15 protein-coding genes are annotated in these 14,928 nt (G+C 37.0%); 8 read left to right on the top strand and 7 right to left on the bottom strand.

Translation table 11 applies throughout. The features are described from left to right. Positions 1–159: 159 nt before the first annotated feature. A complete protein-coding gene (locus DES48_RS05415) occupies positions 160–351 on the top strand; it encodes a hypothetical protein (RefSeq protein WP_079710685.1) in 192 nt (63 codons plus the stop codon). 78 nt (positions 352–429) lie between these two features. Then, positions 430–1,110 (top strand): ribose-5-phosphate isomerase RpiA, encoded by a 681-nt coding sequence (rpiA, locus tag DES48_RS05420; RefSeq protein ID WP_113867496.1) that lies wholly within the window; start codon positions 430–432, stop codon positions 1,108–1,110. 70 nt (positions 1,111–1,180) lie between these two features. Here the strand turns inward: rpiA and DES48_RS05425 are convergent, their stop codons facing one another. Beyond that, positions 1,181–1,903, bottom strand: a complete 723-nt coding sequence (locus tag DES48_RS05425; RefSeq protein ID WP_113867498.1) for a metallophosphoesterase family protein — start codon at positions 1,901–1,903, stop codon at positions 1,181–1,183. Between the two features lie 204 nt (positions 1,904–2,107). Between DES48_RS05425 and DES48_RS05430 the strand changes: the two genes are divergently transcribed. From DES48_RS05430 to DES48_RS05440, 3 genes are all read left to right on the top strand, one after another. Beyond that, on the top strand, positions 2,108–2,542 hold the full coding sequence (locus DES48_RS05430; RefSeq protein WP_113867501.1) for an Hsp20/alpha crystallin family protein: 435 nt from the start codon (positions 2,108–2,110) through the stop codon (positions 2,540–2,542). Positions 2,543–2,639: 97 nt separating this feature from the next. Continuing rightward, entirely contained in the window at positions 2,640–3,638 is a 999-nt protein-coding gene (locus DES48_RS05435; protein WP_113867503.1) for a TIGR00341 family protein, read from the top strand. A gap of 205 nt (positions 3,639–3,843) precedes the next feature. Then, positions 3,844–4,353, top strand: coding sequence for a sigma-70 family RNA polymerase sigma factor (locus tag DES48_RS05440; protein ID WP_079710690.1), 510 nt, complete (start codon positions 3,844–3,846; stop codon positions 4,351–4,353). A 105-nt stretch (positions 4,354–4,458) separates the two neighbouring features. On the opposite strand, the gene DES48_RS05445 is transcribed toward DES48_RS05440, so the two are convergent. After that, positions 4,459–5,895 carry an amidase family protein gene (locus tag DES48_RS05445; protein WP_113867505.1) on the bottom strand — a complete coding sequence of 479 codons (1,437 nt, stop codon included), beginning with the start codon at positions 5,893–5,895 and terminating at the stop codon, positions 4,459–4,461. Between the two features lie 163 nt (positions 5,896–6,058). Here DES48_RS05445 and DES48_RS05450 point away from each other — a divergent pair, with 163 nt between their 5' ends. Further along, positions 6,059–7,180: a DEAD/DEAH box helicase gene (locus DES48_RS05450; RefSeq protein ID WP_245911303.1), complete on the top strand. Its 1,122-nt coding sequence runs from the start codon at positions 6,059–6,061 to the stop codon at positions 7,178–7,180. 40 nt (positions 7,181–7,220) lie between these two features. Here DES48_RS05450 and trhA read toward each other — a convergent pair whose 3' ends face one another. Further along, positions 7,221–7,868, bottom strand: coding sequence for a PAQR family membrane homeostasis protein TrhA (gene trhA / locus DES48_RS05455; RefSeq protein WP_113867509.1), 648 nt, complete (start codon positions 7,866–7,868; stop codon positions 7,221–7,223). A 331-nt stretch (positions 7,869–8,199) separates the two neighbouring features. On the opposite strand from trhA, the gene DES48_RS05460 reads away from it, so the two are divergent. Together DES48_RS05460 and DES48_RS05465 are read left to right on the top strand one after the other, a co-directional pair. Beyond that, positions 8,200–9,060 (top strand): ROK family protein, encoded by an 861-nt coding sequence (locus DES48_RS05460; RefSeq protein WP_113867511.1) that lies wholly within the window; start codon positions 8,200–8,202, stop codon positions 9,058–9,060. A gap of 28 nt (positions 9,061–9,088) precedes the next feature. Continuing rightward, a complete protein-coding gene (locus tag DES48_RS05465; RefSeq protein WP_113867513.1) occupies positions 9,089–9,292 on the top strand; it encodes a hypothetical protein in 204 nt (67 codons plus the stop codon). Between the two features lie 79 nt (positions 9,293–9,371). On the opposite strand, the gene DES48_RS05470 is transcribed toward DES48_RS05465, so the two are convergent. The 4 genes from DES48_RS05470 to DES48_RS05485 form a co-directional block, all read right to left on the bottom strand. Further along, positions 9,372–10,781 carry a sugar porter family MFS transporter gene (locus DES48_RS05470; RefSeq protein ID WP_113867515.1) on the bottom strand — a complete coding sequence of 470 codons (1,410 nt, stop codon included), beginning with the start codon at positions 10,779–10,781 and terminating at the stop codon, positions 9,372–9,374. Positions 10,782–10,952: 171 nt separating this feature from the next. After that, positions 10,953–12,476 (bottom strand): response regulator, encoded by a 1,524-nt coding sequence (locus DES48_RS05475; RefSeq protein WP_113867517.1) that lies wholly within the window; start codon positions 12,474–12,476, stop codon positions 10,953–10,955. Positions 12,477–12,513: 37 nt separating this feature from the next. Beyond that, the gene (locus DES48_RS05480) at positions 12,514–13,890 is read right to left on the bottom strand and encodes a sensor histidine kinase (RefSeq protein ID WP_245911304.1); all 1,377 of its coding nucleotides are present in this window, start codon (positions 13,888–13,890) and stop codon (positions 12,514–12,516) included. Further along, entirely contained in the window at positions 13,883–14,866 is a 984-nt protein-coding gene (locus DES48_RS05485; protein ID WP_113867518.1) for a sugar-binding protein, read from the bottom strand. Before DES48_RS05485 ends, DES48_RS05480 begins: the two co-directional genes overlap by 8 nt. Positions 14,867–14,928: the final 62 nt, after the last annotated feature.

Here is a 14,928-nt window from a genome sequence, read left to right on the forward strand (position 1 = left end):
AAATAGTAGTATGTTTTACTTATTATTTTGCAAATTTAAATAAAAATGGATTAGAATAGTATGAATATCTTAACATACTCTATGATTTATAGTGGTTTTATCTTATAATTAAAGTAAATGTAAACGGATAACTATACACATTGCTAGAGGAGATATGACATGGACATAAAAGACGTATTAGTAGATATTGAAAAGGTTGTTTGGGAAGAACACCAGGTGAAATTGACGGATACCAATCGAGGTCAAATGATGATGGCTTTAAAGAAGTTATATGGTGCAGCTTATAAATCTGGAATGGAAGAAGGCGTAAATGTATCAAAACAGTTTGATACCCTTAGAAATAAACCGTAAACTCTCTGTCTGTTGCTAGAAGAGGATTTTTAACTGATAAAGAAAACGTTATAATAATGGGAAGAGGGCGGCGTTATAATGGCTGATTTAGAAATGATTAAGCGTAAAGTAGGAAAAGAAGCATCTCAGTTTGTTGAAAGTGGTATGACCATTGGTTTAGGCTTTGGCTCCACTGCATATTGGTTAATTCAAGCACTTGGGGAACGTGTAAAAAATGGCGAGATATTTTATGGTGTCCCGACTTCTAATCAAACGGCAGAATGGGCGAAAGAGGTTGGTATCCATTTAACAGATTTTGCTCATGTGACGACATTAGATGTAGCCATTGATGGTGCTGATGAAGTTGATGAAAATTTTCAATTAATTAAAGGTGGCGGTGGCGCGTTACTTCGAGAGAAAATTGTAGCATCTGCTGCTAAAGAATTTATTGTTATTGTGGATTATACCAAAATAGTGCAAAAATTAGGTGCGTTTCCATTGCCGATTGAGATCATTCCATTTGGTTATGAACGAACCCAAAAACAAATTGCCGATTTAGGACTTCATCCTGCTCTTCGAAAGGAAGAAGAAGTTTATCTGACGGATAATGGAAATTATATTCTGGATTGTGATGGGGGAGTTATTGAAAATCCATCCGAATTAAGTCATACCCTTCATAATATACCTGGTGTTGTTGAATCAGGTTTATTTATTGATATGGCAGCCAAAGTCATTGTGGGGAAAGAAGACTCGATAGAGATATTAGATGTAAAAAAATAAGTTAAGTCCTTATTGGCAAACGCAAAAAAACTTCGCAACGTTTATATTCAGTTGCGAAGCTTTTTGCTATTTATCCATTTTTACCTGTTCGCAGGATTTGTTCCATCATGTCAATGTTTGGATAATTATTATCTTTATAAGCTTGAATTGTTTTCTCAATATCATAGTCAACACGCTCAATGGATGCTGAAACAGTATTTTTGTTGATCTCAATAGCTGCATAAGATGCTTTTGTAACACCATCAAATGGAAGACCGACACTACCAAGATTAACAATGGTTTTTCCATCTACAGGACGGATATAGGCTTGATGGATGTGTCCATATAAATAAATATCAGCTTCTGTATCTTTCGTTAATTTATCAGTTATTTCTGCATCGGATGCGCTTGGAAGAACCACATCAAACAAACTTGATGGTGTGGCATGAAAACCGTGAATCGTGACACCTTCTTTTATGAATGATAAGTCAGATGGTAAGTTCGATAAGTAATCGATCTCTGCTTGATCGAGTTGTGACACAGCCCACTCTCTTTCTTGATTCATTAGCTCAAGGGCCTGATCTGGAACTTCGCCTTGTTGGACACCACGTACAATCCATTCGTCAGCATTTCCTTTAATAACTGTTGCATCTAAATCTTGAACCAGTTTAATCGAATGTTTGGGTTCAGGACCTCGATATGCGATATCACCAAGTACAACAATTTGATCAATTTGTTTTTCCTTAATGTCTGCTAACACAGCTTCTAAAGCAGTTGCGTTCCCGTGTATGTCTGATATAAAAGCTATCCTCATTTTTCTCCTCCTTGCATATTATCTATAATAACTTTTCCCTTGATAAGGTGACACTAATCAATAATTTGGTAATCCTTTTTCTTTGTTTTATCGTAATATTTTTTCTATGTCAATATTAAAAAATTTTAAATCCTAGTGTTTAAACTTCGTAAAACGTGGTAAAAAATATACTGAAATAAATAATCTTTAGTGGAGGTGTTAGTTATGGCAAATTTATTTCCTCGTAGAAATGACATGTTTGACTGGCTACCATCTTTTCTAAAAAATGATCAAGGAACATCGTTATTTGACACATCTTTTAGTTTTGAAACACCAAAAGTGGATGTGAAAGATAAACGTGATCATTATGAAATGGTAGCAGAGGCTCCAGGTTTTTCAAAAGATGACATCGTAGTAGAATACAAAGATGGTTATTTAACAATTCAAGGTAAAAAAGAAGATACGGTGGAAGAAAAAGATGAACAAGATCATTACGTTCGAAGAGAAAGAAGTTATGGTTCATTTCAACGTAGTTTTTATGTTGGCGATGTAGACGAGCAAAAGATTACAGGTCAATTTGACAATGGCTTGTTGACATTACAAGTGCCTAAGTCAGATGATGCGCATGATTCTTCCACTTATAAAATTGAGATAAAATAAAAAATGTACTCCTCATTTCCAAGGGAGCAGGTAAAGGAGATAGGTCAATGGCCTATCTCTTTTCTAGTCATAGAAGATAGTTGGAAGGAGTAAGGGTATGGAATTACAACTTATTGAAGTATACATACCAAATGAGCAAACAGATTATTTTGAAAAGAAAATCGAGGAGTTTTCCATTTTATCGCATTGGCGAACACGGGTGTCAGATCAAGAGCGAGTATTTAAGCTTTTGATTGAAAAACAAGATGCGGAACGAATTTTAGATTACTTAGAGAAAGAAGCGAATTATCATCAACGGATGCGTGCTCTATTGTATAATGTTTCTACTTACGTTCCTCGAATTGAAAGGGAAGAAGAGGAGTCTGTGTCTGAAGAAGAAAAGCAGGCAGAAACATTGCGTGCTAGTAGACACGAATTGTACCAAGTAGTTGACTCGTCTAGTGAGATTACTACGAATTTCACTTGGATGTTGGTATTAGCTGCCATTGTTGCTACAGCAGGAATTGTTAAAAATAGTGCAGCTGTGGTGATTGGGGCAATGGTTATCGCGCCGTTAATTGGTCCGTTTACCGCATTAGCTTTTTCTGCTGTGTTAGGGGATTATAACTTAATGCGACGTTCGGCAACAACAGCAGTATTTGGTCTCATTGTTCCTATTTTTATTGCAATATCATTTGGCATGCTGTTTGATTTACCGATATATAGTGATGAATTTCTAGCACGTACACACATCGAGTTAATGGATATCATTTTAGCATTAGCAGCGGGAGTGGCAGGAGCGTTGTCTTTTGTCAAACGTGTATCAGAGGCACTGGTTGGCGTAATGGTTTCTGTAGCCCTATTACCGCCTGCTATTTGTTTTGGCATGATGTTAGGCGCTGCTGAATGGAGTGAATCAGTGACACCGCTAATTTTGTTACTTGTAAATATCCATGCGATATTACTATCTGCGATTGCGGTGTTTTGGCTGACGGGCATTAAACCAGTGAATTGGAAAGAAATTAAGGCAGCAAACACCTCACGTGTGATTGCATTACTATTCGTTAGTGCAGTGATTTTGATTTTAGGAACCATTATTTATTTTATAACGGTGTAATAGGCTTGGCTTATTTCTATCGAATTTAGCAAAACTGTTCATAAACTTCAATTTTGACGTATAAATTAAGGCAAATACCGCTATATTTTTCAATTTTGACAGCACTTATAAAAAATACGCTATCTGCCATTCAAATCAAAGTCTTTTATGCTTGTAGTACCGACGGAATAAAGCGAGAAGGTACCTTGCTCAAAAGGACAAACTGGTGAATAACGATGATTTGCATTTTGAACAATTAGTAGCACAATTCGAACCAATGATTTATCATCTGTTGCATAAATACCATATCCGAGATAGGGAGAAAGATTTTTATCAAGAAGGAGTAATCGCATTATGGCGAGCGAAGCAATCCTATGATCCGACCAAAGGGGAGTTTTCAACTTATGCGTATTTCCTCATTCAAAAGGCTTTTTTTACGATCATACGAAAAGAAAATAAGCGGAAGGAAAAGCAACAACAATACATGCACTATGTACAAGCGGAGTCGTTAAGCTATAATAATGAACTTCCATTTGATCCCTATTTATTAGAAGCAATTAAGCAAACATTAAGTAAGGATCAGATGACTTGGTTTGAAGGGAAATTTTTTCACCAACAGACAAACAAACAGATTGCGAGAGCAGCAGGTGTTACGGAAAGTGCTGTCAAGAATTGGGGAAGATTTGCTAAACCAAAGATAAAACGAGTGATGAAGCGACAACAATATGATCAATAGTTAACTAAGTTGATAAGAATGAAGCATAGTTAAAATACCACGTTAGGAAAAGACAGTATTTCGACTATGCTTTAATTTATACATGACGCAAACAACTATTTTTCATTATGAAAGATTTGGTTGTTTGCGGTGTAAGGTGGCTTGTTCGTAACTGTAACCAAGCGCGATCAAAGTTGGTTCTTGATAAGCATAAGAGGTGAAAGTTACCCCAACTGGTTTTCCTTCTGGCGTATAACCTGCAGACACCGTGATAGAAGGATAGCCTGCTTTAGCAGGTAGACCTGCTCCAAAATTATTGGGAGATAAAATGGCATCTAACGCAAGTTCATTCATTACTTTATCTATCCCTGCTTCACGACTGTAGTAAATGTCTGCTTCCCTACTCTTGAGATAAGCGGGATCATTCGGATCATCACTCATTGCTTCTGAATCACTAAGTAATGCTTGGTTATATAATAAAGCAATATGTTTATGTGCTTGATTATACTGGATAATATCTGCTAAGGAATGGGCAGATACGCCAGCCGATACATTAGCTAAATAAGCGTTTAAATCATGCTTGAATTCATGCTTCATCACGACCATATCTAAGTCAGGTTGCGCAAGGTTGATTGAATCAATTATGATTGCACCTTGCTCTGTCATATCGACAATTGCTTGCTCCATGACCTGTTGTTCTGCTTCAGAAAGGGATGAAAAAGCTTCGCGATCGATACCAATTCTAGCTCCATGTAATGCTTGATTATGTAAATGAACTGTGTAATCTTTTGACGTATTCCCCGGGAAATTTTCCATTGCTGGATCTTCAGGGTCTTTTACAGCAATTGCAGTTAGTAATATAGCTGCATCTTCCACACAACGGGTCATTGGGCCAGCGGTATCTTGGCTATGGGAGATAGGGATAATTCCAGTTCGACTAATAAGACCAACTGTGGGCTTAATACCTACTAACGAATTGCTGCTAGCTGGACTGAGGATAGAGCCAGATGTTTCCGTACCAATACCAGCTGCGGCGAAATTTGCGGCAATAGCAGACCCAGTGCCAGCACTTGAACCACCCACATCGAAATGACCAGGTCCATAAGGATTCAATACTTGACCGCCAAGCGAACTATATCCATTCGGCATATCATAAGCCATAAAGTTGGCAAACTCAGTTAAATTTGTGGTGGCGAGAATGATAGCACCAGCCGCGCGAAGTTGCTTAACAAGAAAGGCATCTTCGGGCGCATAGTTATTTTTTAGAGCTACCGAACCAGCTGTCGTAGCCATTTTTTCTTCCGTGTTGATATTGTTTTTGATCACAATTGGTATTCCGTAAAGGGGGCTTTGTTCGGTTTTCCCACGGTTTTCATCACAGTATTCTGCTATTCGTAAAGCATCAGGATTCACTTGTCTAATAGAATTCAGCACAGGTCCACTTTGGTCGTATGTATAAATCCTTTCTAAATAAGACGTTACAAGTTCAACAGAAGTAGTTTCTCTTGCTTGTAGTGCCTGTTGCAATTCAGGGATATTTTTTTCACTAATAGTAATCGCCATGCAATTATCAATTCCTTTCTAGATTTTTTATTGTAATTAGTTTATCAATAATATCAAACTTCTACCAGGAACGGTAGGATAAACAAGATAACATACGCGAATGCTATGGTTTATGATATAGTTGGAAAGTAAGGTCAGATGTATGATGAAAAAGGAGAGCAATATGTTTACTGATAATTTACAGCCATTTTTACAAGAAGCATGGAAATCTGCCCAGTTTACTGCACCATTACCGATTCAAGAACAAACATTTAACGCTATCTATGACGGCAGGGATATCGTAGCGGTATCACCTACTGGTAGTGGGAAAACTGTCGCCTATCTTATTCCTTTATTAGAGAAAATAGATCCTACCATCAAACAAGCGCAAGTGCTAATTTTGGCATCTTCACAGGAATTAGCAGCTCAGATTCATCAAGTCGTTAGACAATGGACGGTTGGATCAGCCATTAACAGTATCATGTTAATTGGTGGTGCGAATATCAAACGCCAAATCGAAAAACTAAAGAAAAAGCCACAAATTGTTGTTGGTACACCGGGAAGAGTACTAGAACTAATTAAACAAAAAAAGTTTAAAGTCCATGAATTGAATGGAATTGTTTTAGATGAAGCGGATCAATTGTTAGTGCCAGAACACCGCAATGATTTATTCGGTATTATCAAGGCCACACCAAACGAACGCCAGTTACTCCTGTTTTCTGCTACAATTGATGAAGCATTAGCAGAAGAATCGCAACGTTTTATGGATAAGCCCGAAGTCATTCGAATCGACCAAGAGGAAGCAGGCACACCTCACGTGTCCTATGAATATCTCCGTTGCGAAGAGCGGAAGAAAATTGATGTTTTGCGTAGTTTGGCTCGTCATTCAGAAGAACAGATGCTTGTGTTTTTTGATAATATAGGTGATTTAAATGTCACTGCAGAGAAGTTAACGTATATGGGGATAAGTGTCGAACCTTTGCACGGAGAAGTAGGTAAACAACAACGCGAAAGAGCCATTCGCTTATTCTCTAAAGGAGAGGTACAACTGTTGTTAGCTACAGATGTAGCTGCTCGTGGATTAGATGTAAAAGGTTTGTCGAGCGTAATCCAAATGGATGTGCCAAGGGAAGCTGACAGTTATCTACATCGAGCGGGAAGGACCGGTCGAGTCGGATCAACTGGTGGCATGGTTCTATCCTTAGTAACAGATGCAGAATTGAAAAAATTAGATCAATTAACTGAAACGTTAGCTATTGATGTCCAAGAGAGAGTTTTACAAAAAGGGAAGTTAGTTGATAAGTGAAAAAATGGACAAATCAAGTGTTTACACTTTGATTTGTCCATTAATTTATTGGGAGCACATACAATATGACCGTGAAAAAGTGGAGAATCGTTCCTGCTAATACAAACAAGTGCCATAAGGCGTGATGGAATTTAAACCATCGCCACATATAAAAAATGGCACCAACGGTATACAAAATTCCTCCGATCACAAGTAGTATGATTCCATTTGGCGCAATTTTTTCTGTTAATGGTCCCCATGTAAAAACAATTAACCAACCCATTACAATGTAAAGAATGGTGGAGATAAATAGAAATTTTTTTACGAAGAATATTTTGAAGATTGTTCCACCAATAGCAAGTCCCCAGACAATACCAAATAAAGTCCAACCAGCAGTACCTTGCACAACAACAAATAAAAACGGTGTATAGGTGCCGGCAATGAAAAAGTAAATGGACGAGTGATCTAGAATTTCGAATACATCTTTGGCTTTGCCATCACGAAGACTATGCAAAATAGTTGATGACGTATAGAGCAGCACCATCGTCGCTCCGAATAATGTGAAACTAACAACGTGCCAAGCACTTCCTTGTAATGAAGCAAACACAATTAACAAAACCAATGCGGCAATACTAATAAGAATGCCGATACCATGCGTAATTGAATTAGCCAGTTCCTCGTCATTCGTAAATCGGTGCGTTTCTGCCATTTCAGTGCTCACCTCTTCTCTCATTTTCTATTATATATTATGAACTGCTTAGATTAGATTTGCAATCTCAACCTTTTTGCAAACAAAAAAGTACTCATCGGACCGTTTTCTCGATGAGCACGTCAAATATCGGCGTTCAGAAGCTGAACATCGGCGCTCAGTAGTCGAAGATCATCCACCGCAGCGCCAGGTTGTTCTTCTTCGATACGCAATCTAGCAAAACATCATTAAATGATTAAAACGAGATAAAAAAATATTTTATCTTTTTTTAATAGAGTGATACATTATATGTATAACGTTTTCAAAAACAATATAGCGGAGGTTTGATGTGATGTATTATGGTGGTATTGAGGCTGGCGGTACAAAGTTTGTCTGTGCTGTAAGCGATGAAAATTTTGAAATTATTGAAGCAATTAGTATTCCCACTACTGTGCCAGAAGTGACAATGACAAAGGTTTTTGCTTTTTTTGATCAATATCAACTGCAAGCGATCGGGGTTGGTTCTTTTGGGCCAATTGATGTGAATCTTGATTCGGATACGTATGGCTACATAACGTCTACACCTAAAAAAGGATGGAATAATTATAATTTCGTAGGTGCAATAAAGGATAAATACAATATCCCTGTTGCTTGGACAACGGATGTAAATGCTGCTGCTTACGGGGAATATCGCCGTGGCAGTGCGCAACAAGCTAAATCTTGTCTTTACCTTACGATTGGAACTGGAATCGGTGGTGGCGCCATTTTAAATGAGAAAATTGTTGAAGGATTTGGTCATCCAGAAATGGGACATATCCTTGTACGTAGACATTCAGCGGATACTTTTGAAGGTACTTGTCCTTATCACGGCGACTGCTTGGAAGGACTCGCTGCAGGACCGGCTATTGAGCAGCGACTTGGTAAAAAAGGTAACATGGTAGCGAAAGACGATCCATATTGGGAGCAAGAAGCTTATTATATTGCGCAAGCATTAATGACGTACACATTAATCCTACGTCCAGAAAAATTAATTTTAGGGGGCGGCGTGATGAAACAACAGCATTTGCTGCCACTTATCCGTCAATCATTCCAAGCATTATTAAATGATTACGTTGCCATACCAGATTTGGATTCATATATTGTGACACCAGGTTTAGTTGATCATGCTGGAATTACTGGAAGCATCCTTTTAGCAGCTGAAAAAGCAATCTAACACTAACTAAAGATAGGAGGTTCAATACATGAAGCTTGGTATGCGAAAACCAAGCTTAAAGAAACGAATTGCTGCTAAAACAAGTTTAAAACGCCAAGTGGTACATCGAACGGGTATAAAAATGCCTAAAGGAAAAGGCTGGATTAGGAATCCCAAAAAATATGCTTCCAATAAGGTATACCAAAAATCCACCTTCGATCTGTTTAAGTTATTGAAGAAATTGTTTAAGTAGCATCGAAAAAACCATCGAATATAGTGTTGAGTTTAAAGTAAAAAAAGAGTAGGCGGTTACGATCGCCTACTCAAAATGTTTATAACGAGTCATTTACTGGTTGTTGGTTTGTTGTAATTTTATCTTTTCCTTTTTCTTTCCAAAGTAGTCCAATTTCCTCCAATGTTTTGTTTTTTGTTTCTGGCACAATCGTCATAACAAAGGTAAAGCAGATCACATTGATTACCGCGAACATCCAGAATGTAAAGGTACTTCCCATGTTATTGATTAGTATCGGAGTGAACTGTCCAATTGCCCAGTTTGCGCCCCATAAAAAGATGGTAGCAATTCCAACCGCTTTTGCGCGAATGTGATTTGGAAAAATTTCTGGAATCATAATCCAAGGTATTGGTCCCATTGAAACGCAAAATGCAGCTGTAAATCCAGCAATAAAGATAATTAATAATATCCCTGCATTAGCTGGGTCGAAGAAAAAAACGCTTCCAATCAAGCCCATAAATATTGCCATTAATGCTGAACCAATCGCCATCAATTTCTTTCTGCCGAGACTATCAATTAGAAAGATCCCTACGATGGTAAAGACTACTTGGACACTACCAATGATACTTGTTGCTAAGAATTCTGTGTTATTTTCAAAACCAATACTTCGAAAAATATCAGGTCCATAATATGTTACCGCATTCATTCCGATTACTTGATTAAATAACGCTAAAAATATTCCAACTCCTAATGCCATTCTCAATCCTGGTTTTACTAATTCTTTAACAGAAGTACTTTTCTCCATTTCAATTGAAGTTTTAATTTCTTTTTCTTCTTTTTTAGCAATCTCTTCGCCATTGATTCGTTTTAGAGTTTTGTATGCTTCTTGATCGTGTCCTTTTTGATATAAATATCTTGGACTTTCAGGAATGAAAAATAACAAGAACAAGAAGATAATTCCTGGGATAGTTCCATATCCAAGCATCCAGCGCCAACCTAACTCTAATCCCCAGGCATGGGTACCACTATTTGCGACACCGTAGTTAATGTAAAACGTCGCACAAATACCGATAATGGTAAACAATTGATACATCGAACCTAAGCGTCCACGAATAGCTGGTGGTGCACACTCACTAATGTAGGTAACGGATAAAGCCGAAGCAAAACCAATACCAAATCCACCTAAAATTCGTGCAAAAACAAGCATCGTTACACTAACTGCAAAAGCGGATCCTAATGCAGAAATAATAAAGAAAATTGCTGCAATCACTAAGATGTTTTTTCTACCGAAGCGATCACTCAAAAACCCTGATGCTGCGACACCGATAACACCACCGATCATCACACAAGAAATGACCCAACCTTCCATGGCAGGACTTAAATTATATAGTTCTTGTAGGTAACCAATAGCTCCGGATATAACTGCGGTATCAAAACCATAAAGCAAACCACCCATTCCTGCAGCAGCAGCAATCAAGATGACATACCAAAACGAATGTTTCTTTTCCATAGTACCCCTCCATTATGTGTAGATAGTATTATTGAATCAAGTTGAGCCGCATAGAAAATTCTTTTGACTTACTTATAATTTATCATCTACATAATTTTTTGGTAGCGCTATCATCTTCATTTTTTTGCTAAATACTAGATTTATTTGTTATCCAGCACGTATTCCATGTGTTCACTTATGATTCTTACGATAGGCACTAGGCGTTTGATTGATTTCTTTTTTAAAAACACGACTAAAATAATTTGGATCTTTATATCCAGTAGAAAGAGCAATTTCTTTCAACGAATAGTTGGTATTTACGAGTAATTCCTTGGCACGCTCTAATCGCATTTGGGTAAGATAGTCAATAAACGTTACCTCAAAATATTCTTTAAATAATTTGCTGAAGTAATAGGAGCTAAGTCCAATATCCGTGGCAACTTGTTCAAGGCTGATATTTTTTTCGAAATTGGATTCCATATAAGCCTTTGCTTGTAATAACAAACCTCGAACGCCAGAATCACGCCAATCTTTTATTTGTTGCATTACATAATAAAGATGAGCTTTAGCGGCCTCTTTTATTTGATAAGGTGTATTAAATTGAGAAAATTCCATCTCTGTATCAAGCGTAAGTCCAAGTTCATTGATGACACGATGTAAAATAACAAAAAAGTTCGTCATTGCTTTTTTGATTATAGAAAGCTGGTAATTCGCATTTTGCTGTAATGACATAAAATAACGATCAAATAATTGATCAATCGAAGTTTCATCTCCTTTTTTGATCGCTTCAAGTATTCTTTTTTCTTCGGCAAAAGGAACAAGCGTCTTTTTCGTAGTAGCTGCTTGATTATTATAAACTGCATAGTTCGCCTGACTATCTTGCACTTGTTCCAGTGCGTGCATGGCGTGTTCATATGATGTGGCGAATTGTTCTAAGTTATCAATGGCATTCCCGACTCCGATTTTTACTTTTAAATTAGTCAATTCTCGTTGTAGCTGGTGTATGATTGATCTTGCAAAAATGTTAAAATTAGTGGCGTCGTAGTTTACAAACGCAGGCACTTGAAAACCTGTTAGCGGTCCCAATAAGATTTGATAAGGTGTTTTAGCGACAACGTTTTTTAAGCTCGCATACCATCCCTGTTTGTCTTGATGGGTAACGCTTGGGTGTTCAGACTGAAATAAAAGCACGATGACAAAACCCTTCATATCATCAACATGAAGCCACTCTGACCATGATTCAGTGTCAAAATCGTGCACATGATTTAACAGTAATGTGAGGATGAATTCCATTTCGATTAATCCATTCGCTTGTTTTAAGCAACTTTGTAACATATTTTCTTGATCAACCTCTTGGACCATGGCGTCATAAGCTGTAAGAACTTCAGCTACACTGTTTGGTTTTAGTAAATATTCTTTTACTCCAAATTTCATTGCTTTTTTGGCATAATCAAACGTGTCATAAGCAGAAACCATGATAATTTTTGTTTTAGGACGTGACGTTAGAATTTGTTCTGCTGCATATATTCCATCGTATTCTGGCATCTTTATATCCATAAAAATCAGATCTGGTTCTGTCATCATTGCTAAATCTATTGCTTCTTTTCCATTTCCTGCTTCTGCTACAACCTCACTATCTGGACGGTGCTTGTTCAGAAGCATTTGCAGCCCTTTCCGTTCGATTGCTTCATCATCGACAAGCATAATTTTAATCATTTTTTTCACCTCGGTAATTGAATCGTTATTTTTGTACCTACTCCGACTCTTGATTCAATCGCAACGGTGCTTCGACTATCGAACAAATATAATCGATCACATTGCGTAATCCAATTCCTGTGGAGTGCCCGCTTTTTTGTTGGGTTCCATCTGCTGATTGACCATCGCCTAACAATCGATTCACCTTCTCTTGTGACATGCCCTTCCCATTATCAATAATCTCGATCATAATGGTTTGTTGTTTTTGATAAATATTTAATCGAATTTCCCCTGATGTCGCCATGTTTTCAATCCCATGAATAAAGGCATTTTCCACAAGGGGCTGTAACGTTAATCGTGGCATAGGGATAGAGAGACATTGTTGATCAATGTATTGACGAAATGAGACACGATCGCCAAATCGGGTTTGTTGAATAAAAAAATATTCATTAACTACATTTACTTCATCTTTTAAGTATGTTTCTTTATCTAAATTACCAATGTTATAGCGAAGCAATTTAGAAGTGGATGAAATCAATTCATTGGTTTGTTCCGCGCCTTCGATGTAAGCTGTTTTCGATATTGTATTTAATGTGTTGAACAGAAAGTGCGGATTCATTTGATTCTGTAAGGATTGCAATTCCATCTCTTTCAAAAGTTGATTCAGCCGTGCTTTTTCTTTCATTTCTCGAATAGCTTCAACTACATTAAATTTCATCTGATTAAACGTATCTGTTAACAACCTAAGCTCATCTTTTCTTGAAACAAAAATGTCATTAATTTGGTAGTTTCCGGTGGCTATTTCCTTTGCGGCATTGGTAAGTTTATTAATTGTCCGAGTGATGCCATTTGAGAACCACAAAGCAAATAAAATACTCAGTAAAATAACAGATAAAAATACAGCTGTACTCATATTTCGAATGTTTTGCATACGTTGATTTTCTAGTGACACAATTTTTTCATAGGCGGTTAACTCATTATTAATTAATTCCAGTGTTTTTTCATGGATATAGGAGGCGGTTGTTCCGGCTTCATTGTAGTAATGAGAAGATTGATCAATATTCTCTGCATCAACCGCGTCTGTTGTGTTATTCATCAAATCTATAAAACTAGAAAGTAGATTCATATAGTTCTGATTATCAACGGAATGGGTAGCAGTTGAATCAAACTTGTGTTGTAAACGTTTGAATTCCTGGTAATTTTCTTGAAAATACTGATGGTTTTCTTCAGTTGTTTCATTGACATAAATTTGCAATGACTGATAGGTTTGATCGGTTTGTTGTGTGATTTCATTTAATAGAAAGTACTTATCTAACCTTTGGTTATGTAAATCAATGATGCGCTGTGAATTTTGATGCTGGATAAAAAATAAGGCAATCATTAAAACTAAGATGGCAACAAAATAAACGAGTAGTTTTGTGCGAATTTTATTCATTGATCACACTCAAATCTGCTTTTGTTACAACTGAAGTGTCCGTATGATAGACATCTTTTACTTCTTTATTCTCCATTATATCCATCATTAAATCGATGCTTCGATTCCCCATTGCATAAGGCTCCTGTTCAATTAGTGCATCAACTTTATTCTGCTTAAGTAGTTGCAAATTTTCCTCTAATGTATCAAATCCGATAATATATAAATCATTGCTTCTTCCTAAGGATTCTGCTGCTTCCGTCATTCCAGTTGCATCGTGTGTACTTGTTCCAAAGAGAGCGTTTATGTCAGGGTATTTGGTTAACATATTTTGTGCTTTTTCTTCGGCAATCACTTGAGTAATAGAAGATTCTTCAATTGCAACAATACTGATATCACTTTTTTGTTCAATAACATCTTGAAATCCCTGTACACGTAATTGGTGATGCGCGTTATCAAAACTTCCAGTTACAATGCCGACTGTTGCTGAACCGTTTGTTTGTTCAATTAATTCTTCACCTGCTAACCGACCCGCTTCATAATTATCTGTTCCAATATAAGTAAAACGCTTACTTTTTGCTGCATCAGTATCAATAGTGATAACGGGAATCCCTTGATCTACTGCTTTGTTAATTAATGGAAGGAAGGAATTGTTTACAGCTTGAACGATAATCCCATCAACTTTTGATTTGATTGCCATATCAAGCAATTTCCTCTGTTCTTCTGGATTGGATCGTCTAGGACCTTCATATTCAATCGCTATTTCATATTCTTCTTCGGTATCTTTTGCACCTTGGCCTACTAACTCCCAATAATCATGCTCTAATTCCTCTCCAATTAAGGCAAAATGATAGCGAGGAATTGGTAAGTTGTTTGTATCCGCTTCCAATATACGGGCATTACTTGCTCTTGCTTGTGAAAAAAAGTAGATAGAAAACCCCACTGAAACAAAAAAAGTAATGGTGAGAACACTATAGACAAGGCGTTGTAATTTCATGTTCATCCTCCTTCTAACAAACAAAACATATAATTGCTTTGCTTTAATGATAGCACATCGGT

Origin of the sequence: Paraliobacillus ryukyuensis (assembly GCF_003315295.1) — a bacterium.
In the GTDB taxonomy this organism is placed as follows: domain Bacteria; phylum Bacillota; class Bacilli; order Bacillales; family Amphibacillaceae; genus Paraliobacillus; species Paraliobacillus ryukyuensis.